The sequence below is a fragment of the Amycolatopsis sp. NPDC051061 genome, from assembly GCF_040682935.1.
Classification (GTDB): Bacteria; Actinomycetota; Actinomycetes; order Mycobacteriales; family Pseudonocardiaceae; genus Amycolatopsis.
Genome location: NZ_JBFBBZ010000085.1, coordinates 1 through 20,240, shown reverse-complemented (window position 1 = coordinate 20,240; position 20,240 = coordinate 1). Strand labels below are relative to the sequence as shown.

Sequence of the window (20,240 nt, the reverse complement as noted above, 5' to 3'; positions counted from 1 at the left end):
CTTCAGCCGAGCGGGACCATCCAGTGGTCCGCGTCCGGGCGGGTGCCCTCCTGGATGCCAGTGAGCTCTTCGCGCAGCTTCATCGTCAGCGAACCGGGCTGCCCGTCGGCGATCGTGAACTCGCCGCCCGCGTGCTTGACGTGCCCGACCGGGGTGATCACCGCCGCCGTGCCGCAGGCGAACGTCTCGGTCAGCTCGCCCGAGGCCGACGCCTTCTCCCACTCGTCGGTGGAGATGCGCCGCTCCTCGATCTTGTAGCCGAGCCGCGAAGCGAGCTGCAGCAGCGACTTGCGGGTGACGCCCGGCAGCAGCGAACCGGACAGCTCCGGCGTCACGACCCGCGCGTTCTCGCCGGTGCCGAAGACGAAGAACAGGTTCATCCCGCCCATCTCCTCGACCCAGCGCCGCTCCACCGCGTCGAGCCAGACGACCTGGTCGCAGCCCTTCTCGACGGCCTGCGCCTGCGCGACGAACGACGCCGCGTAGTTGCCGGCGCACTTCGCCGCACCGGTGCCGCCGGGCGCCGCGCGCACGTACTCCGTCGACAGCCAGACGCTCACCGGCTTCACGCCGCCGGAGAAGTACGAGCCGGCCGGGGACGCGATGACCGTGTACACGTAGTCGGCGGCCGGGCTGTTGACGCCGAGCCCGGTGGACGTCGAGATCATGAACGGCCGCAGGTAGAGCGAATCACCCGGCCGGGTGGGCACCCACCGGCCGTCGACGGCGATGAGCTCCCGCAGCGACTCGACGAAGACCTCTTCGGGCAGCTGCGGCATGGCGAGCCGCTCGGCCGACTGCCGGAACCGCGCCGCGTTGGCGTCCGGGCGGAACGACGCGATCGAGCCGTCCGGCTGGCGGTAGGCCTTGAGACCCTCGAAGATGGCCTGGCCGTAGTGCAGCACCGACGTCGCCGGGTCGAGGGTGAACGGGGCGTAGGGGCCGACCTGGGCGTCGTGCCAGCCTTCGCTCTTCGACCACTTGACGGTCACCATGTGGTCGGTGAAGTACAACCCGAATCCGGGCTTCTCGAGTACCTCCGCGACACGGTCCGCGCTCGCAGGACTCGGGTGCGGGACATGGGCGAACTGCGTCGAGGTGGTCATGGCTACACGATACCGTTTGGTCGGAGGCGCGTTAGTCGGATGTCCCACTGTTCCGGCGCCATCACGGCGTCTCCGCGGCCTCCCCGCGTTCACGCCGGGATGACTCTAGGATGACGTCGTGACCTACCACTCCACGGAGCCGGTGCCCCGGCCCAAGACCGGCGGGACCGACGTCAAGACGTTCGTCACCGCGGTGCTGCTGACCTTCGGCGTCGGCCTGCTCGGCATGGTCGGCTGGGCCGTGCTCAGCAGCGGCTTCGGCGGCTTCCTCGGCCTGGTCGGCGGGGTGTTCGCCGTCGTGTGGTGGCGGAGCATCCACGGCAAGACGGTGTTCCCGAAGGTGATCCCGACGAAGTCGGTCGTCATCCTCGCCGTCGTCAACGCGGTGCTGGCGCTGATCCTTCTCCTGACCGCGGGCTGAGCTCCTCGAGCAGTCCCGGGGGCAGTTCGGGCGCCGGCCAGCCCGGGTCCGGGCGGAAGTCGGTGTCCGTCCCGTCGAACGGGTAGGCGCCGCGCTCGGCCAGCGCGCCGATCCGCTCGCCCTCCGCGCGCAGCCGGTCCAGCTGCTCGTGCGTCAGGCGGCCGGCGTCGATCGCGACCTCGGCCTCGTCCTCGTCGTCCCAGCGCCAGGTGCCGTCCCGGTCGACGACGACGTCGAGCACGCCGTCGATGCGGTCCACCCCGGCCGGGCTCCGGCCGAGCGGGACCTCGAGGTTGACGTACCAGTTCGTGAAGCGGCCGGCGGCGTCGAAGAACCACCACACCGACGACCACTCGTCGTCGGCGATGCGCCGCAGCGTGGACGTGCGGTGCCAGAAGTCCGGCACCGGCACGCGCGGGATGCGGAACCGCTGCGCCAGCGGCGCGTCCGCCATGTGCCGGCCGTCGATCAGCCGGCTGCCGACGATCGGGGTGCCGGCCGGCAGCCAGGCGAGCAGGACGCGGCCGTCGTCGGCGAGCACGCGCAGCGGGTGGACCTGGCCGATCGAGCCGTCGGGGCGGTGGAACCGCTCGACCACGGTCTCCCCCGGCCGCCAGCGTCGATCACTCACGCGACTCACTGTACCGGCGCGCGCGCACGCCCAGTAGCAGCTCGATCACGGTCACCAGCCCGGCGACGACGAGCACGGGCAGCGCCGGCAGGAAGTACGCGGCCACCGCGGCGACGGCGATCCCCGCGAGCCCCGGCACCCCGGCCCGCTCCCGGACCTCGGCGCCCGCGGCCGGCGCCGGCACCACGGTCGCGACCACGGCGACGACGGTGAGCAGCGGCTGCAGCGAGTCCGCGTCGGCGGCGGAAAGCAGGTCGCGCAGCGACGTCAGGGACAGCCCGAGCCGGACGGAGCCCAGCTGGTACAGCGCGGCGAAGGCGGCCAGGACGGCGACCGCGCCGAGGAGCAGCACGCGACGGCCCGCGCCCTCGCGTCCACCCGGGCGCAGGAACGGCAGGAAGACCACCGCGGCGACGAGCACGCCCGCGAAGTCCGGGGTTTCGAGCCCGCCCCCGGCCGTCGACACGGGCGGCACGGCCACGCACACCACGACCAGGACGAGCCCCGCGGCGAGCAGCAGCCCACCGGCGATCCGTACGACGATCGTCGGGATCTTCAGCCCGGCGAACCCGGCGCCGGTCACCACCACGGCGAACCCCGCGGCCGCCAGTTCCCGGTGCGTGGGGAAGACGTAGGTGCCGAACGCGATCGCGTAGACCGTCACCTCGGCCAAGCGCGCCACGGCCACCACGACCCGGCCGACCAGGGCGTCCCCCGGTTCCGGCACCCGGGCCGTCACGCCCGCCGCGATCGCCGCCAGCACCACTCCGGCGAGCAGCCACCAGCCCGCGCCCGCCGCTCCGGCCGCCAGTGCCACCAGCAGCCCACCGCCCAGCCGCACGCGGCCCTCCCTCTCCCTCTGTTCACCCGTGGTCCGGTCGTCATTAGCATGGCTCACGATCCCGACCGGGCCGGCGCCCGGTACCACCGTGAACGCGCGAGGAGCCAGAAGTGACCGTGCCTAAGCTCGCCCTGTCCGACAACACCGGGGAGGCACTGGCCAAGACGCGCGCCGACGTGATCGTCATCGGCACCCTGGCCGGCGAGGACGGCCCGCTGCTCGCCGCGGGCGCCGCCGCCGTGGACGCCGCCTTCGACGGCCGGCTGGCCGGGCTGCTCGCCACCCTCGGCGCCAGCGGCAAGGCCGAAGAGGTCGTCAAGATCCCGACGCTGGGGAAGCTCGCGGCGGGTGTCGTGCTCGCCGTCGGCCTGGGCAAGGAGGGCGACGCCGTCACCCCCGAGCAGGTCCGCCGCGCCGCCGGGGCCGCCGGTCGCGCGCTGGCCGGCACCGACCGCGCGTTCGTGACGCTGTCGGAGCTCGACCTGCAGGCCGCCGTCGAGGGCACCATCCTCGGCTCCTACGTCTTCACCGCCTACCGCTCCGAAAAGGGTGACGCGCCGGTCGCGAAGGTCGACTTCGCGACCCCGCAAACCGGCACCGCCCGCGAGCACAAGGCGACGCTGAAGGCGGCGACCAGCATCGCCGAGGCCGTCCTCACCGCCCGCGACCTGATCAACACCCCGCCGAACGACCTCTACCCGGCCTCCTTCGCCGACCGCGCGCGGAAGCTGGCCGAGGACAACGGCCTCGAGTTCGAGGTCCTCGACGAGAAGGCCCTCAAGCGCAAGGGCTTCGGCGGCATCCTCGGCGTCGGCGGCGGCTCCGCGCGCCAGCCGCGGCTGCTGCGCCTGGCCTACAAGCCGGCCAAGGCCGCCAAGAAGGTCGCGCTGGTCGGCAAGGGCATCACGTTCGACTCGGGCGGCATCTCGCTCAAGCCCGCCGCGAACATGGACCACATGACCTCGGACATGTCCGGTGCGGCCGGCGTGCTCGCTTCGGTCGTGCTGGCGGCGAAGCTGAAGTACCCGCTGGAAGTCGTCGCGCACATCCCGCTGGCGGAGAACCTGCCGTCGGGGACGTCGTACCGCCCGGGTGACGTGCTGACCATGTACGGCGGCAAGACCGTCGAGGTCCTCAACACCGACGCCGAAGGCCGGCTCGTGCTGGTCGACGCGATGGTGCGCGCGGCCGAGGAGAACCCGGACTACCTGATCGAGACCTCGACGCTGACCGGCGCCCAGGTCGTCGCGCTCGGCAACCGCACCGCCGGCGTGATGGGCTCGGACGACTTCCGCGACCGCGTCGCCGGCGTCATGCGGGCCACCGGCGAGAACGGCTGGGCGATGCCGCTGCCGGAGGAGCTGCGCGCCGACCTCGACTCGCGGCTGGCCGACCTGGCCAACGTGACGGGCCACCGCTGGGGCGGCATGCTCGCGGCCGGGATCTTCCTGCGCGAGTTCGTCGCCGACGGCCTCGACTGGGTCCACATCGACATCGCGGGCCCGTCGTTCAACACCGGTGCGCCGTGGGGCTACACCGGCAAGGGCGGCACGGGTGTCCCGGTGCGGACGATCGCCGCGGTGCTGGCGGACATCGCCGCCAACGGCTGAGTCTCAAGCGCCCCAATGTGGCCTTCGGTGCGTCTCACGCACCGAAGGCCACCTTGGGGCGCTCGGGGCCGGTGATCGAATTGCCGCTTTCGGTGTGATCCGCGACACCGTACCGTGGCCGGGTGACGACCGAGCCGGTGGAACGCGACTCCCCCGCCGCGATCGCCGCCGAGCACGACGAAGAACGGCCGGCGCGCGCCCTCTCCCGCGTTCCCGACCGCGTCGTCTACTTCGTCGCCCTCGCCGTCGCGGTCCTCGTGCTCAAGCAGGTGTTCTTCCCGTTCGCCAAGGGCAACCAGTTCTACCTGGTGCTCTTCCTCGGCGTGACGCTCCCGCTGGTCTTCCTCTGCTACCGCCCGCGGCTGCACGGCCGTGACGACCCCGGCTGGACGGACTGGGCGCTCGCCGCGGTCGCCCTGGCCGTCGGCCTCTACCCCGTCCTCATCGGCTACGACGACTTCCTGAACCGCCAGGGCATCCTGTCCCCGCTGGACATCGTCGCCGGCGCGCTGCTGCTGGTGCTGATCCTCGAAGCCACCCGGCGCACGACCGGGCTGGTGCTGCCGATCGTCTGCCTGCTGTTCCTCGCCTACGCCTACTACGGCGGCTTCCTCCCGCAGAACTGGGGCATCGCCCACGCCGGGATCGACTTCAGCCAGATCGTCAACGCGCTCTACAACGACGCGAGCGGCTTCTACGGCACCCCGCTCGACGTCGCGGCCAGCTACATCGTGCTGTTCACCCTCTACGGCGCCGTGCTCAACGCCTCCGGCGCCGGCCGGTTCTTCGTGGACATCTCGTTCGCCGCCTTCCGGCGGTCCCGGACGGCGCCGGGCCGGACCACCGTCCTGTCGGGCTTCCTGCTCGGCACGGTCTCGGGTTCGGGCACGGCGACGGCGGTCAGCCTCGGCTCGATCACCTGGCCGATCCTCAAGAAAGCCGGGTACCCCAGGGAAAACGCGGGCGGGCTGCTCGCCGCGTCCGGCATCGGCGCCATTCTCTCGCCGCCGACGCTGGGCGCCGCGGCGTTCATCATCGCCGAGTACCTGCAGACGTCGTACTTGACCGTGCTGATCTGGGCGACCGTCCCGACGCTGCTCTACTACCTCGGCATCGTCTTCGCGATGGAGGCCGACGCGCGGCGCTTCGAGGCCGAACCGGTCGACGTCCCGCACGGCAACCCGTGGCAGCTCCTGCGCCAAGGCGGCTACCACTTCCTGTCGCTGGCCATCATCGTCGTGTTCCTGGCCCTGGACATCCCGCCGTTCGCCGCGGTCGTCTACGCCACCGGCGTCGCCGCGCTCTTCGCGTTCATCGCCCGCCGCCGTGACGTCAAGGGCTGGGCGAAGGACATGGTCGACGCCCTCTCGGCGGGCGTGCGCGGGGCGCTGCCGGTGATCGCGGTGTGCGCGGCGGCCGGCGTGATCACCTCGACCATCACCAAGACCGGGCTCGGGCTCGAACTCGCCGACGCGCTGGTGGAGCTGGCCGGCGCCCTCACCGACAACGGCACGGTGATCCTGATCCTGACCGTGCTGCTCTCGGCGATCGCCGTCGGCGTGCTCGGGCTCGCGGTGCCGGTCACCGCGAGCTTCATCATCGCGTGGGTGGTGATCGGCCCGGCGCTGGAGACGCTGGGGGTCGCCGACGCCGAGCGCGCGATGTTCATTTTCTACTACGCCGTGCTTTCCGAGGTCACGCCACCGACCGCGCTCGCCGCGGTCGCGTCGGCGGCCATCACCGGCGGGTCGGTGCTCGGCACCATGTGGCAGTGCTGGAAGTACACGCTTCCCGCGTTCCTGGTGCCGATCGCCTTCGTGCTCACCGACCACGGCGCCGCGCTGCTGCTGCAGTCCGATGTGCTCACCGTGCTGTGGGTGGCGGCGGTGTCCGCGGTGGCCGTCGCCGCGCTCGCGGTGGTGACCGGCGGCTGGCTGTTCGGGCCGGTCAGCCTGCCCGTGCGGCTGCTGTTCGTCCCCGCCGCCCTGTGCCTGCTCTACCTGGAGCCGGTGCCGATCGCGGTCGGCGCCGCGTTCGGTGTCGTCGCCGTGCTCGCCCACGCCGTGATCAAGAGGAGGACAGCATGAAACGCGCACTGGCCGCTGCCGCGGTACTCGCTCTGGCCGTCACGGGCTGCGGCGGGAAACAACAGACCGACTCACCCGCCGCCAGCGGAACACAGTCCTGCGAAGCCGGCGAAGGCCGGATCACCATCGCCACCGGCAACAGCGGCGGCGTCTATTACGTGCTGGGCGGCGGGCTGGCCCAGCTGATCAGCAACAGCACCAAGCTGCGCGCGACGGCCGCGGAGACCGGCGCGTCGGTGCAGAACATCCAGCAGCTGGTGGCCGGCAACTACGACGTCGCGTTCTCGCTGGCGGACACCGCGGCGGACGCGGTGCGCGGCAAGGGCTCCTTCGACGGCAAGCCGCAGAAGATCCAGGCGCTGTCCCGGATCTACCCGAACTCGACGCAGGTGCTGGTGCGCACGGACTCGGGCATCAACAGCGTCGCGGACATGAAGGGCAAGCGGATCTCGACGGGCTCGCCGAAGTCCGGCACCGAGGTGATCGCGAACCGCCTCCTGCAGGCCGCGGGCCTCAAGCCGGACACCGACGTCCAGGCGCAGCGGCTCGACCTGGCCAAGACCGCCGACGGCATGAAGTCGGGCACGCTCGACGGCCTCGTCTGGTCCGGCGGGCTGCCGACCGCACAGATCACCGACATCACGACGGCGTTGAAGGACAAGGTGAAGTTCCTCGACATCACGCCGTTGCTGCCGAAGCTCAAGCAGGTCAACGACGTCTACGACCAGGCCGTCATCCCGGCGGCGACGTACGCCCAGCCCTCCGACGTGCCGACGGTCGTGGTGCCCAACCTGCTGCTCGTGCGCGAGGACTTCCCGGCGAACAACGCGTGCGCGATCACCAAGCTGCTCTTCGACAAGCAGGCGGAGCTGGCGAAGATCCACCCGGCAGCGAAGGAGATCACCAAGCAGCTGGCCCCGCAGACCGACCCGGTCCCGCTGCACCCGGGGGCGAAACAAGCGCTCGGCTAGGGTTCGGGCGTGGACGCCGGCGAGTACCTCGAGACAGCGGTCCGCGACGTCCTGACCGCCACCGACCCGGGCCTCGACGACCAGATCGGGTACGCCGCCCTGCTGCTCGCCGTCACCGGCGCCCTCGACGAGGCCGACCGGCTCGTCGAGCAGTGGCTGGCCCGCACGGAACGCCCGGTGGCCGCCCTTTCCGCGGCCCCGGTCCGGGCCCGCGCGTGGGCGATGCTCTTCGAAGCCCGCGGCGGCCGTCCCCCGTGGGCGAAGGGCTTGGCGCCGCTCGACCTCGACGCCGAAGAGCGCGCGCACACGGCTTTCCTGCGGAAGCCGGTCTCCGACCTGGACGGCGTTCTCCCACCGGGAGCCGTCGCCGAGGTGGTCAAGCACCTCGCACCGTCGCGCCCGGACCGCGTCCGCACGGCTCTCGCGGACGGCGACCTCGCGCGATGGGCCTCGCTGGCCGGGCAGCGACCGGACGTCGCGACGCTCGCCGGGACCCGCGCCCTGGCCCCCGCGCTGGTGGCGGGCGCGGACCCGCTGGGCCTGCGCGACTGGGCGCCGGCCTGCGCGGGTGCGCTGGTCGCGGCCCTGCACGAGCGGCACCCGGCGGACCTCGGCACCTGGCCCGAGCTGATCGCGGAGATCATGCGCCTGCGTGGTCGCGGCGGAGCGGGACCGCTCCTGCGCGGCCGAAGCCCGCTCCCTCCCCCGGCGTCGGAAGCGGCGATCCGCTCGGCCGAACTCCGGCTGGGCGTCGAGCTGCCCACCGACCTCCGGGACTTCCTGCGCACCTGCGACGGCCTGCCCGCGGACGTCGTCTTCCCGCGCCTGCTCGGCACGGCCGGCCTGCGCGCCGAGAACGGCGTGGTGATCCTGGCCGAACCGGCGGTGCTGCTGCTCTCGGCGTCCCACGTGGTGGAGGTCGACCCGGTGCTCGGCACGACCGTCCACCCGTCGTTCCGCGCGGCGCTGCGCAAGCACGCCACCCTGCTCGCCCAGGCAGGCTAGCTTGGTCCGGGTGACCACCCTCACCGTGGAGAAGATCACCCCGGACAACGTCGCCGCCGCGTGCCAGCTCGCGGTCCAGCCGCACCAGAAGGACTTCGTCGCGCCGGTCGCCGTCTCGCTCGCCGAGGCCTACACGCAGCCCGAGATCGCCTGGCCGAGGCTGATCCTCGACGACGGGGAACCGGTCGCGTTCGTCATGGGCGGGTTCGACCCGGACGCCGAGCTCGACTTCTTCCGCTGCGGGATCTGGCGGCTCAACGTCGGCGCCTGCGTCCAGGGCCGCGGCCTCGGCCGGTTCGCGGTCGAAACCGTCCTCGACGAGGCCCGCCGGCGCGGCGAGAAAGCCGCGACGGTGCTGTGGATCCCGGCCGAGGGCGGCCCGGAGGACTTCTACCTCAAGGTGGGGTTCCGCCCCACCGGGCAGACCTTCAACGGCGAGGTCGTCGGCCGGATCGAGCTCTAGACCTGGCCGCGCTTCTTGCGCTCGGTGTATTCGCGCATGCGCTTGGGGTAGCCGACCCGCGCGACCTCGTAGACCGGGATCGACCGGCGGTGGCCGAACTGCTGGGCCGCCTCCAGGCTGCCGATCCGCCGGCGGGTCCATTCGCCGTCGTGGGCGATCAACACCACAGTGGTCTCGGTGACGTTCGTCTTCGGCTCGACGAAGGCCTCGACACCCCGGCGCGAGGCCGCCCATTCCTCCAGGTGCCGGGTGTCCCCGGAGCTGGCTTTCCGCAGCGTGCCGGCCTTCTGCCTGCCCTTGGCGCGCCTGCGCAGCGAGTCGAACAACCCCACCGCGACCACCTTCCCTCCCGAGACATTCCCTGCTCATTATCCCGATGTCCGCGTGTGGTCGGTGTCGCACACCCGGCTAGCTCGCAGCCCCGCCCGGCGTAGTGACAAGATGGCGAGTGTCGCGCGCGCGGTTATACCGGGCACAGGCGACGACAGAGCACCACCCCACTGCTTGCCGAGGAGCTATTCAAGTGACCGACACCTCCGCCGACCTCGTGATCCTGGGAGGCGGATCGGGCGGCTACGCCGCGGCGTTCCGCGCGGCCGAGCTGGGCCTTTCCGTCACCCTGATCGAGAAGGACAAGCTGGGCGGGACCTGCCTCCACCGGGGCTGCATCCCGACCAAAGCCCTGCTCCACGCCGCCGAGGTCGCCGACGAAACCCGTGACGCCGAATCGGTCGGCGTCAAGGCCGTCTTCGAAGGCATCGACATCGCCGGGGTCAACAAGTACAAGGACGGGATCGTCTCCCGGCTGTACAAGGGCCTGCAGGGCCTGGCCAAGGCGCACAAGGTGAACCTCGTCGAGGGCAGCGGCACGTTCGTCGGCGGCACGACCGTCGAGGTGGACGGCACCCGCCACACCGGCAAGAACGTCATCCTCGCCACCGGTTCGTACTCGCGCACGCTGCCCGGCCTGGAGCTCGGCGGCCGCGTCATCGCCAGCGAGCAGGCCCTCGCCCTCGACTACGTCCCCAAGAAGGTCGTCGTCCTCGGTGGCGGTGTCATCGGCGTCGAGTTCGCCAGTGTCTGGGCCTCCTTCGGCGTCGACGTCACCATCGTGGAAGCGCTGCCGCGGCTCGTCCCGAACGAGGACGAGTTCGCGTCCAAGCAGCTCGAGCGCGCTTTCCGCCGCCGCAAGATCGTCTTCAAGACCGGCGTGCGGTTCACCGGCGCGAAGCAGGACGACAACGGCGTGAGCGTCTCGCTGGAGTCCGGCGAGACGATCGAAGCCGACCTGCTGCTGGTCGCCGTCGGCCGCGGGCCGAACTCGGCGGGCCACGGCTACGAGGAGGCCGGCGTCAAGATCGAGCGCGGCTTCGTCCTCACCGACGAGCGGCTGCGCACCAACCTGCCGAACGTCTACGCCGTCGGCGACATCGTCCCCGGCCTGCAGCTCGCGCACCGCGGCTTCCAGCAGGGCATCTTCGTCGCCGAGGAGATCGCCGGGCAGAGCCCGCGCGTGATCGACGAGAGCGGCATCCCGCGGGTCACCTACTCCCACCCGGAGGTCGCGTCGGTCGGGCTGACCGAGTCGCAGGCCAAGGACAAGTACGGCTCCAACGTCACGACGTTCACCTACGACCTCGGCGGCAACGGCAAGAGCCAGATCCTCAAGACCTCCGGCGGGGTCAAGCTGGTCAAGGCCCCGGACGGCCCGGTCGTCGGGGTCCACATGGTCGGCGACCGCGTCGGCGAGCTGATCGGCGAAGCGCAGCTGATCTACAGCTGGGAAGCTTTCCCCGAAGACGTCGCGCCGCTCATCCACGCGCACCCCACCCAGACCGAGGCCCTCGGTGAAGCGTTCCTCGCCCTCGCGGGGAAGCCGCTGCACGTGCACAGCTGACGTCCCACCAGCAGAATCCAGACCACGCAGAACTTGGAAGAGGAGTCAGCGAACGATGGCCTACTCCGTCACATTGCCGGAGCTCGGGGAGAGCGTCACCGAAGGCACCGTCACCCGGTGGCTCAAGCAGGAGGGTGACACCGTCGAGGTCGACGAGCCGTTGCTCGAGATCTCGACCGACAAGGTCGACACCGAGGTGCCCTCCCCGGTCGCCGGCACGGTCGTGAAGATCAGCGCCGCCGAGGACGAGACCGTCGAGGTCGGCGCCGAGCTCGCCGTGATCGACGACGGTTCCGGTGGCGCGCCCGAGTCTTCCGCCCCGGCGCAGGAAGAGCAGAAGTCCGAGCCGGAGCCCGAGCCCGAGCCGGAGTCCCAACCGGAGCCGCAGGCTCAGGACAGCGCGCCGAGCAAGCCGGACACCGCGCCGGCCCCCGGCGGCGAAGGCACCGAGGTGAAGCTGCCCGAGCTGGGCGAGAGCGTCACCGAGGGCACCGTCACGCGCTGGCTGAAGCAGGTCGGCGATGCGGTCGAGGTCGACGAGCCGCTGCTCGAGATCTCGACCGACAAGGTCGACACCGAGGTGCCGTCGCCGGTCGCCGGCACGGTGCTGGAGATCCGCGCGGGCGAGGACGAGACCGTCGAGGTCGGCGGCGTCCTGGCCGTGATCGGCGACGCCGGTGCCGCGCCGAAGGCCGAGTCCGAGCCGGAATCCAAGCCCGAGCCGAAGCCGGAACCCAAGCCGGAGCCGAAGCCCGAGCCCAAGCCGGAGCCGGTCCAGGAGTCCAAGCCGGAGCCGAAGCCCGAGCCGCAGGCCGCCCCCGCGGCGAAGGCGGCCGAGCCGGCCCCGGCCGCCGGGGCGAAGGACGGCTCGGCGGACGGCCCGTACGTCACGCCGCTGGTCCGCAAGCTCGCGTCGGAGCACGGCATCGACCTCACGTCGCTGTCCGGCAGCGGCGTCGGCGGCCGGATCCGCAAGCAGGACGTCCTGGCCGCGGCCGAGGAGAAGCAGAAGCAGCAGCAGGCCCCGGCCCCCGCGGCGGCGCCGTCGGCTCCCGCGGCTTCCGCCCCGTCGGCCCCGCGCCCGGCCGCCCCGGTCTCCGCGGAGATCCAGGCTCTGCGCGGCACGGTGCAGAAGGCCAGCCGGATCCGCCAGATCACGGCCACCAAGACCCGCGAGTCGCTGCAGGAGTCCGCGCAGCTCACGCAGGTCCACGAGGTCGACGTCACGAAGATCGCCAAGCTGCGCCAGCGCGCGAAGGCGGCCTTCAAGGAGCGCGAGGGCGTCAACCTGACGTTCCTGCCGTTCTTCGCGAAGGCCACGGTCGAGGCGCTCAAGCAGCACCCGAACGTCAACGCGTCCTACAACGAGGACACGAAGGAGATCACCTACCACGGCGCCGTGCACCTGGGCATCGCGGTGGACACCGAGCGCGGGCTGCTCTCGGTCGTGATCCACGACGCGGGCGAGCTGAGCCTGGCCGGTCTCGCGCACCGGATCGCCGACCTGGCGGGCCGCGCGCGAGCCAACCAGATCAAGCCCGACGAGCTGTCCGGCGGCACGTTCACGATCACGAACATCGGCTCGAACGGCGCGCTGTTCGACACGCCGATCATCGTGCAGCCGCAGTCGGGCATGCTCGGCACGGGCGCGGTCGTCAAGCGCCCGGTGGTCGTCGCCGACGCCGACGGCAACGACACGATCGCCGTCCGCTCGATGGTGTTCCTGCCGCTGACCTACGACCACCGCCTGGTGGACGGGGCCGACGCGGGCCGCTTCGTGACGACGATCAAGCAGCGACTGGAAGAGGGCAGCTTCGAGGACGAGCTCGGCCTCTGAGGTTTCCGTAGTCCGTGAAGGCCTCCTTACCGGCTCTTAGTGCCGGTAAGGAGGCCTTCACGGCTTTCCGGGTCTCGTGTGTGCGTCCGGGAGTGCGGGCGGCCACCGGATAGGCGACGATCGAGGCATGCGAGTACTGATCGCCGGAGCGAGCGGCTTGATCGGGTCGGCGCTGGGCGACCGCCTGCGGCGCGAAGGCCACGAGGTCCGCCGGCTGGTGCGGCGCGAGGCGCGCGAAGGCGGCGAGTTCCGCTGGGACCCGCCGTCCGGCACCGTCGCGAACGGGGCCTTCGAAGGCGTGGACGCCGTGGTGAACCTCGGCGGCAAGCCGCTGTTCCCGGGGCGGTGGAGCGCGATGCGCAAGCAGGAGCTCACCGACAGCCGGGTCGAGCCGACCGAGGTGCTCGCCGAAGCCGTCGCCGAACACGGCGTCGGCGTGCTCGTCAACGCTTCCGCCGTCGGCTACTACGGCCACACCCACGAATCCACTGTGGACGAATCGGGGCCGCGTGGCCGCGGTTTCCTCGCCGAGCTCTGCGAAGCCTGGGAAGCGGCGACGTCGGGGGCGGGCGACGCGCGCGTCGTGCACATCCGGACCGGGCTGGTGCTGTCCACGAAGGGCGGTCTCTACAAGACACTCCGCCCGCTGTTCCAGCTGGCCCTGGGCGGCAGGCTCGGCGACGGCCGCCAGTTCATGCCGTGGATCGCCCTCGAAGACGAGGTCGGCGCGATCGTCCACGCTCTCACGCACGACGACCTGGCCGGCCCGGTGAACCTCACCGGCCCGGCGCCGGTGACGAACGCCGAGTTCACCCGGGCGGTCGGGCGGGCCCTGCACCGCCCCGCGCCGTGGTGGGTGCCCGGGATCGCGCTCAAGACCGTGCTCGGCCAGGCCGGCGAGGAGATGGCGTTGTTCGGGCAGCGGGCCGTCCCGGCCGCGCTGGAGCGGTCGGGCTACGAGTTCCGCCACCGGACCCTGGACAGCGCGCTCGCCGCGGCATGAGCGTTCCGCTGCAGCGCTGGCTCGTCGTCGGTCTCGTGCTGAGCGCCGCGTTCGTCGTGCTCGGCCTGAGCGTGGCGCGGCAGCCGCTGACCCTCGACACCGCGGTCGCGAACGCCCTGCACGGCGTGTACGCGGAGCCGCTCGGCCGGGTGGCGCAGGCCGGGAGCGACCTCCTCGGGCCGGTGCTCCCCTACGTCCTCGGGTTCGCGTTGCTCGCGCTGGCGCTGCGGCGGCGCGAGCACCTCGGGCTGTGCGTGCGGCTGGCCGCGGTGCTGGTGCTGTGCCGGCTGACGAGCCTGGTGTTCAAGCCGCTCTTCCTGCGGGAGCGCCCGCGCGACTACCCGGACCTGAGCTACCCGAGCGGGCACGTGGTGTCGGTGGCGAGCACGGGATTCGTGCTGCTCCTGCTGTGCGCGTGGCTGTGGCCCCGGCTGGTCCGCCGCGTTTCGGTGGCGGTCGTCGTGGCCGTCGTGCTGTGCGCGGCCTGCCGCGTCGTGCTGGGCGTGCACTGGGTCACCGACACGATCGGAGCAGTGCTCGCGGTGACCGGTGTCGGGCTGCTCTCAGCGTGCGCCTTGCGGCTGCTTCCCCCGGGGGACGGGCGTAGCCTCGACGGGTGAGTTCTTCCCGCACCTCCTGCCGCGCCACGACCGAGCCCGTCGACGTCCGGGAGCTCGGCACGATCGAGTACACCGAAGCCTGGGAGCTCCAGCGGAGCCGGCTCACGGCCCGCGCCGACGGCACCGCACCGGACACGATGTTCCTGCTGCAGCACCCGTCGGTGTACACCGCGGGCAAGCGCACGGAGGCCGCCGACCGCCCGGCCGACGGCACACCGGTGATCGACGTCGACCGCGGCGGCAAGATCACCTGGCACGGCCCGGGCCAGCTGGTCGGCTACCCGATCGTGAAGCTCGGCGACCCGATCGACGTCGTGCACTACGTGCGGCGGCTGGAGGAGGCGCTGATCCACGTGTGCGACCAGCTCGGCGTGCGCACCGGCCGCGTCGAGGGCCGCAGCGGCGTCTGGATCCCGGCGGACGAGCGCGGCATCGAGCGCAAGATCGCGGCGATCGGCATCCGCGTCCAGCGCGGCGTGACGATGCACGGCTTCGAGCTCAACTGCAACGCGGACCTCTCGGCGTTCGACTCGATCGTGCCGTGCGGCATCCGCGACGCGGGCGTGACGTCGCTGTCCTACGAGCTGCAGCGCGACGTCAGCGTCGAAGCGGTGCTGCCGCTGGCGCGCGACGCCGTCTTGGCGGCTCTCGAAGGCGAGCTCCCGGTGAGCGAGGACCGCTGGCTCTCGCGCCCGGAACCCCCGCAGGCGGCAGGCGTCACCTTCGCCCTCCAGAACTGACGAAAACGGGCGCCTCCCGCGAGAGGCGCCCGTTTCGCGTTCAGTCCAGCTGCGGGGCGACCTCGGCCGCGACGAGCTCGATCTGGTCCACATCGGACAGGTCCAGCAGCTGCAGGTAGACCCGGGTGATCCCGGTCTTCTCCCGCCACTGCCCGATCCGGTCGACGACCTCGGCGGGCGTCCCGGCCAGGCCGTTCGCCCGCAGCTCGGTGACGTCCCGGCCGATTCCCGAAGCCCGGCGCGAGACCTCCTCCTCGGAACGGCCGACGGCGATGGTCAGCGCCACCGAACGCAGGATTTCCTTGGGGTCGCGGCCGATCTCGGCGGCAGCGGCGTCGACGCGGGCGAACTGCGCGGCCGCCGTGTCGGCGTCCGTGAACGGCAGGTTGAACTCGTCCGCGAACCGCGCCGCCAGCGCCGGGGTGCGCTTCTTGCCCTGGCCGCCGATGATCACCGGCGGCGCCGGGGACTGCGCCGGCTTCGGCAGGCCCGGCGACTCCGACAAGGTGTAGTACTGACCGGCAAAGGAGAACGTCGAGCCCGCCGGCGTCTTCCACAACCCGGTGATGATCTCGAGCTGTTCGGCGTAACGGTCGAAGCGCTCCTTCAGCGGCGGCAGCGTCAGGCCGTACGCCTCGTGCTCCGCGTCGTACCAGCCGGAGCCGAGGCCGAACTCGACGCGGCCGCCGGACATCTGGTCGACCTGCGCGACCGAGATGGCCAGCGGGCCCGGGTAGCGGAACGTCGCCGCGGTGACGAGCGTGCCGAGCCGGATCCGGCTGGTCTCCCGGGCCAGGCCGGCCAGGGTGATCCAGGCGTCGGTCGGGCCGGGCAGGCCGTCGGCCGAGCCCATCTTCAGGTAGTGGTCGCTGCGGAAGAAGGCGTCGTAGCCGGCGTCTTCGGTCGCCTTGGCGACGCGCAGCAGGTCGTCGTAGCTGGCCCCTTGCTGGGGCTCGGTGAAGATCCTCAAGTCCACGAAAGTCAGCCTATAGAGACGTCGGGCTCCGTGCGCCGCAGCCGTACCAGCATGCGGACGATGACGTCCTCGATCTCGGCGCCGACCTTCTTCGGGTCCGGCGAGCTGGCGATCTCGGTCGCGGCGCTCGACAGCGCGCCGAAGAGCAGCCGCGCGGTGACCTCGACCGGCACCGGCTCGACCTCACCGGCGTCGATCAGCGACTGCAGGCCGGAGCGCACCAGCCCGAAGCTGCACCGCTCCTCGGCCTCGCGCCAGCGCTCCCAGCCCATGACGACCGGCGCCTCGTGGATGGCGATCCGCTGGTAGGCCGGGTCGAGGCAGGCGCGGATGAACGCGTTGAGCCCGCCGAGGGCGCGCTCCCAGGGCGAGCCCTCGCCGGTCATGATCTTGTCGAGGCGGTCGTAGACGAGGCTTTCGACCTGGTCGAACGCGGCCTCGAACAGCGCCTGCTTGCCGCTGAAGTGGTGGTAGAGCGCACCCTTCGTGACGCGTGCGCGCTTGGCGATCTCGTCGAGCGAGGTGCCCGCGTAGCCCCGTTTCGTGAACAGCTCCACGGCGCTGTCGACCAGCGCCGAGCGCGTCGACTCGGAGTAGTCGAGTCGTCTGGACCTCATTGTCGCCACCTTCACAACCTTACGCCCGGAGGATCTCTTCATACTCATGGTATGTTCGCCTCGTCAGGTCCGTACCGGGAGTATGCCGCAGACCCGCGGTATGACCCGGACCACGGAAGGGGAGCCCCACCATGAGCTGGACAGACTTCTACCGGCGTCAGGAAATCCTCGACGCCACGGTTCGCCTGGCCGCCCGGAACCCGGGCGCGCCGCTGCCGCTCGACGAGGTCCCCGGTGCCGAAGAGCACTTCGGCACCGAGGAGAACGTCCTGCTGGCCCTGCAGTACCAGTGGACGAGGACGCTGAGCGGACGCCTGCGCGCCGAGGTCACCGACCCGGACGACGCCGACGGCCTCGGCGACCACGTCGACGCCGTCACCCGCGCCTGGCGTTCTGCCGTCGAAGAGCACGAGACGCTGCGCGCGGTGCTGGACGGCGGTTACGAGCGGCACGCGTCGCTGCGCCGGATGCACGAAGGCGAGCTGCGGATGCTCGCCGTCACGGCCGGGCTGGCCGACCCGCGCGAACCGGGCGAAGAGATCGTCAAGGTGGGTCACGCGCTCGAGGCGCTGCTGCGCACGAGCCGCGAGGAACCCGCCCGCCGCCGTCCCGTCATGGGACACCTGCGGCGCCTGCTCGCGCCGAGCGCGTAACAGGAGTAAATAAAGCGCATGACGGAGCGCTGGACCGACGCCGACATCCCCGACCAGACCGGCCGGACCGTGCTGGTCACCGGGGCGAACTCGGGGCTCGGGCTGCGCACCGCCCAGGTGCTCGCGGGCAAGGGGGCCCGCGTGCTCCTCGCCTGCCGCTCCGCCGAACGCGGGGCGAAGGCACTGGACCTCGTCAAAGCGGCCGCCGCGGGCGCCGGGCCCGAGCTCATCCCACTGGACCTGAGCGAGCTCGACTCGGTGCGCGCGGCTGCCGCGTCGGCCCGCGAGCTGACCGGCGACAAGCTGGACGTGCTGGTCAACAACGCCGGCGTCATGGCCACCGCCCGCGGCCGCACCGCCGACGGCTTCGAGCTGCAGTTCGGCACCAACTACCTCGGCCACGCGGCGCTGACCTGGCTGCTGGTGCCCGCCCTGCGCGGCGGCCGGCACGCCCGCGTCGTCACGCTCTCGAGCCTCGCCGCCGTCGGCGCGCGCATCCACCTCGACGACCCGAACGGCGAGCACCGCCGCTACAACGCGCCCGCCGCCTACGGCCAGTCGAAGCTCGCGGGCCAGGTGTTCGCGCTCGAACTCGACCGGCGCCTGCGCGCGGCGGGCTCGGCGATCCTGAGCGTCGCTGCCCACCCCGGGTACACGGCGACCGGCCTCGGCAGCGGCATGGCGCGTTCGTATTCGAATCCGGTGATCCGCTCGGTGCTGGCCGGCGGCCACCGCCTCGGCGAGGTCCTCTTCGCCCAGGGCACCCGCATCGGCGCCCTCCCCCAGCTCTACGCGGCGACGGCGGACGGCGTCGAAGGCGGCACCTATTTCGCGCCGCGCGGCCTCGGCAACCTGCGCGGCTACCCGGTCGCGGTGCGGACGGTGGCGGCCGCGCGCAGCGAGTCGCTGGGGTCCGCGTTGTGGGAGCTCACAGCGAAGTTGACCGAGGTCACCCCCGATCCCGCGTAGCCCGGACGGGCGTACGGTTGAGGGCGTGAGTGCTGCGCCTGAAGGCCGGAAGCTGCTGCGTCTGGAAGTCCGCAACAGTGAGACGCCGATCGAGAAGAAGCCGCCGTGGATCAAGACGCGGGTGCGGATGGGGCCGGAGTTCACCGAGCTCAAGGGTCTCGTGCGTCGCGAGGGTCTGCACACCGTGTGTGAAGAGGCGGGTTGTCCCAACATCTACGAATGCTGGGAAGACCGGGAGGCCACGTTCCTCATCGGTGGTGATCAGTGCACGCGTCGGTGTGACTTCTGTCAGATCGACACGGGTAAGCCTGCTGAGCTGGATCGGACGGAGCCGCGGAAGGTTGCGGAGTCGGTTCAGGCGATGGGTCTGCGGTATTCGACGGTGACCGGCGTCGCGCGTGACGACCTTGAGGATGGCGGTGCGTGGCTGTATGCGGAGACCGTGCGTCAGATTCATGCTTTGAACCCGGGTACGGGTGTGGAGTTGCTGATTCCGGACTTCAACGCTGATCCTGCGCAGTTGGCTGAGGTGTTCGGGTCGCGGCCGGAGGTGTTGGCGCACAACGTGGAGACGGTGCCGCGGATTTTCAAGCGGATCCGTCCTGGGTTCCGGTACGCGCGTTCGCTGGAGGTCATCACCAAGGCGCGTGAAGCGGGTTTGGTGACGAAGTCGAACCTGATCTTGGGTATGGGTGAGACGCCCGACGAGGTGGCTCCGGCGATGCAGGATCTGGTGGACGCGGGGTGCGAGATTTTGACGATCACGCAGTACTTGCGTCCGTCGTCGCGGCATCATCCGGTGGATCGGTGGGTGAAGCCGGAGGAGTTCGTCGTGCACTCTGAGGCTGCGGAGGCGATGGGCTTCGCGGGTGTGATGGCGGGTCCGCTCGTGCGGTCGTCGTACCGCGCCGGGCGCCTGTACGCCCAGACGAAGGCCCACCGCGGCGAAGTCCTGCCGGAGAACCTGGCCCACCTGACCGCCGAAGGGCCGGCCGCACAGGAAGCCGCGTCGCTGCTGGCCCGGTGACGCACGTCACCCCACCATCCTTAAAGGATCGGTAAAGTGGGGTGGCATGGCTCTGGTTTCGGACCTCCTCGGCTGGTTGCAAGGACTCCCGGAACCGGGGCTCGTCGCGGCGGCCGGCGGCCTGGTGTTCGCCGAGTGCACGATCGGGCTGGGTTTCCTGGCCCCGGGCGAGTCCGGGCTGCTCATCGCCGCGACGACCGCGAACACCGTCCCCCGGTTCGTGGTGCTGTGGCTGGTGGTCACGCTCTGCGCGACGGCGGGCGACGCCCTCGGCTACCTCATCGGCCGCCGGTTCGGCCCACGGCTGCGCGAGACGAAGCTGATCCGCAAGTACGGCCTCGACGCGTGGGACAAGGCGACCTCGGTCCTCGAGCGCCGCGGGGCGTGGGCGGTGTTCTTCGCCCGGTTCCTGCCGGTGATCCGCACGCTGACCCCGGCGGCGGCGGGGACGTCCGGGCTGCCGTTCCGGCGCTTCCTGCCGGCGGCCGCCGCGGGCGCGTTCTGCTGGTCGCTGGCGCACATCAGCATCGGCGCGGCCCTGGGCGAAGCGGCGAAGCGGATCGAGGGCGTGCTCAATACGGGCGGGTTGATCGTGGTGGGCGTGCTCGCCGCGGTAGGGGTGTTCTTCTTGCTGCGACTGAAGAAGCGCAAAGCCCTCGCGACGCCGGAACCCGAGCCCGAGCGGGTCCCCTGACCCGCGCCCCAATGTGGCCTTGGTTGCGTTCAACGCACCGAAGGGCCCCTTGGGTGCGTTGAACGCACCGAA

The 20,240-nt window shown here is 71.5% G+C and carries 21 protein-coding genes; 15 read left to right on the top strand and 6 right to left on the bottom strand.

The window, feature by feature from the left end:
• Window positions 1-2: 2 nt before the first annotated feature.
• Window positions 3-1,106 carry a branched-chain amino acid aminotransferase gene (locus AB0N03_RS49880; protein WP_364388150.1) on the bottom strand — a complete coding sequence of 368 codons (1,104 nt, stop codon included), beginning with the start codon at window positions 1,104-1,106 and terminating at the stop codon, window positions 3-5.
• Window positions 1,107-1,224: 118 nt separating this feature from the next.
• Between AB0N03_RS49880 and AB0N03_RS49875 the strand changes: the two genes are divergently transcribed.
• Window positions 1,225-1,527 (top strand): hypothetical protein, encoded by a 303-nt coding sequence (locus AB0N03_RS49875; RefSeq protein ID WP_364388148.1) that lies wholly within the window; start codon window positions 1,225-1,227, stop codon window positions 1,525-1,527.
• On the opposite strand, the gene AB0N03_RS49870 is transcribed toward AB0N03_RS49875, so the two are convergent.
• Both AB0N03_RS49870 and AB0N03_RS49865 read right to left on the bottom strand, forming a co-directional pair.
• A complete protein-coding gene (locus AB0N03_RS49870; RefSeq protein ID WP_364388146.1) occupies window positions 1,484-2,158 on the bottom strand; it encodes a DUF402 domain-containing protein in 675 nt (224 codons plus the stop codon). The two genes, AB0N03_RS49875 and AB0N03_RS49870, sit on opposite strands and share 44 nt — an antisense overlap.
• Window positions 2,151-2,999 (bottom strand): hypothetical protein, encoded by an 849-nt coding sequence (locus AB0N03_RS49865; RefSeq protein WP_364388144.1) that lies wholly within the window; start codon window positions 2,997-2,999, stop codon window positions 2,151-2,153. Before AB0N03_RS49865 ends, AB0N03_RS49870 begins: the two co-directional genes overlap by 8 nt.
• 110 nt (window positions 3,000-3,109) lie before the next feature.
• On the opposite strand from AB0N03_RS49865, the gene AB0N03_RS49860 reads away from it, so the two are divergent.
• The 5 genes from AB0N03_RS49860 to AB0N03_RS49840 all read left to right on the top strand — a co-directional run bounded on the left by AB0N03_RS49860 (window position 3,110) and on the right by AB0N03_RS49840 (window position 9,135).
• On the top strand, window positions 3,110-4,609 hold the full coding sequence (locus tag AB0N03_RS49860) for a leucyl aminopeptidase (RefSeq protein ID WP_364388142.1): 1,500 nt from the start codon (window positions 3,110-3,112) through the stop codon (window positions 4,607-4,609).
• A 122-nt stretch (window positions 4,610-4,731) separates the two neighbouring features.
• Window positions 4,732-6,696 (top strand): TRAP transporter fused permease subunit, encoded by a 1,965-nt coding sequence (locus AB0N03_RS49855; RefSeq protein ID WP_364388140.1) that lies wholly within the window; start codon window positions 4,732-4,734, stop codon window positions 6,694-6,696.
• Window positions 6,693-7,667 carry a TAXI family TRAP transporter solute-binding subunit gene (locus tag AB0N03_RS49850; protein ID WP_364388138.1) on the top strand — a complete coding sequence of 325 codons (975 nt, stop codon included), beginning with the start codon at window positions 6,693-6,695 and terminating at the stop codon, window positions 7,665-7,667. The genes AB0N03_RS49855 and AB0N03_RS49850 overlap by 4 nt, the downstream gene beginning before the upstream one ends.
• 9 nt (window positions 7,668-7,676) lie before the next feature.
• Window positions 7,677-8,672, top strand: coding sequence for an SMI1/KNR4 family protein (locus AB0N03_RS49845; RefSeq protein ID WP_364388136.1), 996 nt, complete (start codon window positions 7,677-7,679; stop codon window positions 8,670-8,672).
• 10 nt (window positions 8,673-8,682) lie between these two features.
• Window positions 8,683-9,135 carry a GNAT family N-acetyltransferase gene (locus AB0N03_RS49840; RefSeq protein WP_364388134.1) on the top strand — a complete coding sequence of 151 codons (453 nt, stop codon included), beginning with the start codon at window positions 8,683-8,685 and terminating at the stop codon, window positions 9,133-9,135.
• On the opposite strand, the gene AB0N03_RS49835 is transcribed toward AB0N03_RS49840, so the two are convergent.
• The gene (locus AB0N03_RS49835) at window positions 9,132-9,476 is read right to left on the bottom strand and encodes an oxidoreductase (RefSeq protein ID WP_364388132.1); all 345 of its coding nucleotides are present in this window, start codon (window positions 9,474-9,476) and stop codon (window positions 9,132-9,134) included. The two genes, AB0N03_RS49840 and AB0N03_RS49835, sit on opposite strands and share 4 nt — an antisense overlap.
• 182 nt (window positions 9,477-9,658) lie before the next feature.
• On the opposite strand from AB0N03_RS49835, the gene lpdA reads away from it, so the two are divergent.
• The 5 genes from lpdA to lipB all read left to right on the top strand — a co-directional run bounded on the left by lpdA (window position 9,659) and on the right by lipB (window position 15,232).
• A complete protein-coding gene (lpdA, locus tag AB0N03_RS49830) occupies window positions 9,659-11,032 on the top strand; it encodes a dihydrolipoyl dehydrogenase (protein ID WP_364388130.1) in 1,374 nt (457 codons plus the stop codon).
• A 55-nt stretch (window positions 11,033-11,087) separates the two neighbouring features.
• Window positions 11,088-12,869: a 2-oxoglutarate dehydrogenase, E2 component, dihydrolipoamide succinyltransferase gene (sucB, locus tag AB0N03_RS49825; RefSeq protein ID WP_364388128.1), complete on the top strand. Its 1,782-nt coding sequence runs from the start codon at window positions 11,088-11,090 to the stop codon at window positions 12,867-12,869.
• A gap of 127 nt (window positions 12,870-12,996) precedes the next feature.
• Window positions 12,997-13,872 carry a TIGR01777 family oxidoreductase gene (locus AB0N03_RS49820; RefSeq protein WP_364388126.1) on the top strand — a complete coding sequence of 292 codons (876 nt, stop codon included), beginning with the start codon at window positions 12,997-12,999 and terminating at the stop codon, window positions 13,870-13,872.
• Window positions 13,869-14,492, top strand: a complete 624-nt coding sequence (locus tag AB0N03_RS49815; RefSeq protein WP_364388124.1) for a phosphatase PAP2 family protein — start codon at window positions 13,869-13,871, stop codon at window positions 14,490-14,492. Before AB0N03_RS49820 ends, AB0N03_RS49815 begins: the two co-directional genes overlap by 4 nt.
• Complete coding sequence (lipB, locus tag AB0N03_RS49810; protein ID WP_364388122.1) at window positions 14,489-15,232, top strand: lipoyl(octanoyl) transferase LipB; 744 nt, start codon at window positions 14,489-14,491, stop codon at window positions 15,230-15,232. The genes AB0N03_RS49815 and lipB overlap by 4 nt, the downstream gene beginning before the upstream one ends.
• A 40-nt stretch (window positions 15,233-15,272) precedes the next feature.
• Here the strand turns inward: lipB and AB0N03_RS49805 are convergent, their stop codons facing one another.
• The gene (locus tag AB0N03_RS49805) at window positions 15,273-16,208 is read right to left on the bottom strand and encodes an LLM class F420-dependent oxidoreductase (RefSeq protein WP_364388120.1); all 936 of its coding nucleotides are present in this window, start codon (window positions 16,206-16,208) and stop codon (window positions 15,273-15,275) included.
• A gap of 5 nt (window positions 16,209-16,213) precedes the next feature.
• Complete coding sequence (locus tag AB0N03_RS49800; protein ID WP_155541882.1) at window positions 16,214-16,825, bottom strand: TetR/AcrR family transcriptional regulator; 612 nt, start codon at window positions 16,823-16,825, stop codon at window positions 16,214-16,216.
• 131 nt (window positions 16,826-16,956) lie between these two features.
• On the opposite strand from AB0N03_RS49800, the gene AB0N03_RS49795 reads away from it, so the two are divergent.
• The 4 genes from AB0N03_RS49795 to AB0N03_RS49780 are packed head-to-tail and all read left to right on the top strand — an operon-like array spanning window position 16,957 to window position 20,168.
• Window positions 16,957-17,478, top strand: coding sequence for a hypothetical protein (locus AB0N03_RS49795; protein WP_364388118.1), 522 nt, complete (start codon window positions 16,957-16,959; stop codon window positions 17,476-17,478).
• An 18-nt stretch (window positions 17,479-17,496) separates the two neighbouring features.
• Window positions 17,497-18,447 (top strand): oxidoreductase, encoded by a 951-nt coding sequence (locus tag AB0N03_RS49790; protein ID WP_364388116.1) that lies wholly within the window; start codon window positions 17,497-17,499, stop codon window positions 18,445-18,447.
• Window positions 18,448-18,472: 25 nt separating this feature from the next.
• Window positions 18,473-19,474 (top strand): lipoyl synthase, encoded by a 1,002-nt coding sequence (gene lipA, locus AB0N03_RS49785; RefSeq protein ID WP_364388114.1) that lies wholly within the window; start codon window positions 18,473-18,475, stop codon window positions 19,472-19,474.
• A 46-nt stretch (window positions 19,475-19,520) separates the two neighbouring features.
• Window positions 19,521-20,168 (top strand): DedA family protein, encoded by a 648-nt coding sequence (locus AB0N03_RS49780; protein ID WP_364388112.1) that lies wholly within the window; start codon window positions 19,521-19,523, stop codon window positions 20,166-20,168.
• Window positions 20,169-20,240: the final 72 nt, after the last annotated feature.

Coding starts and splice junctions, on each gene's coding strand:
- AB0N03_RS49880 (WP_364388150.1), bottom strand. CDS start 1,106: ATGACCACCTCGACGCAGTTCGCCCATGTCCCGCACCCGAGTCCTGCG.
- AB0N03_RS49850 (WP_364388138.1), top strand. CDS start 6,693: ATGAAACGCGCACTGGCCGCTGCCGCGGTACTCGCTCTGGCCGTCACG.
- sucB (WP_364388128.1), top strand. CDS start 11,088: ATGGCCTACTCCGTCACATTGCCGGAGCTCGGGGAGAGCGTCACCGAA.
- AB0N03_RS49820 (WP_364388126.1), top strand. CDS start 12,997: ATGCGAGTACTGATCGCCGGAGCGAGCGGCTTGATCGGGTCGGCGCTG.
- AB0N03_RS49815 (WP_364388124.1), top strand. CDS start 13,869: ATGAGCGTTCCGCTGCAGCGCTGGCTCGTCGTCGGTCTCGTGCTGAGC.
- AB0N03_RS49800 (WP_155541882.1), bottom strand. CDS start 16,825: ATGAGGTCCAGACGACTCGACTACTCCGAGTCGACGCGCTCGGCGCTG.
- AB0N03_RS49795 (WP_364388118.1), top strand. CDS start 16,957: ATGAGCTGGACAGACTTCTACCGGCGTCAGGAAATCCTCGACGCCACG.
- AB0N03_RS49790 (WP_364388116.1), top strand. CDS start 17,497: ATGACGGAGCGCTGGACCGACGCCGACATCCCCGACCAGACCGGCCGG.
- AB0N03_RS49780 (WP_364388112.1), top strand. CDS start 19,521: ATGGCTCTGGTTTCGGACCTCCTCGGCTGGTTGCAAGGACTCCCGGAA.